This is a genomic window from Gilvimarinus sp. 1_MG-2023 (assembly GCF_030548285.1).
Genome location: NZ_JAUOSC010001653.1, coordinates 1 through 238, shown reverse-complemented (window position 1 = coordinate 238; position 238 = coordinate 1). Strand labels below are relative to the sequence as shown.

Here is a 238-nt window from a genome sequence, read left to right as displayed (position 1 = left end):
CCACCACGCCTTCATTACAGGAATATTCAAAGGTGTTGATATCCAATTGTAATTTCAGCGGCTCCACCGTACTGTTGCCACCAAAACCCAACTCGGCCAGGGTGTTTTTCAGTCGTTTGGTCAGGGTGGTATACAGTGGCACCTCGGCAACCAGAGGCGAGTTTTCCGGCAGGCGACCACCACGGTATCCAATCAGGTCATCATCCACACCCCGATCATCCAGCACCCGCACCAGCGC

Annotated in this window: 1 protein-coding gene; it reads right to left on the bottom strand. The window is 54.2% G+C overall.

Going from position 1 to position 238, the window contains the following annotated elements; all coding sequences use genetic code 11:
* A partial coding sequence (locus tag Q4563_RS22405) for a hypothetical protein (protein ID WP_303606117.1) occupies positions 1 to 238 on the bottom strand: 238 nt, incomplete at both ends.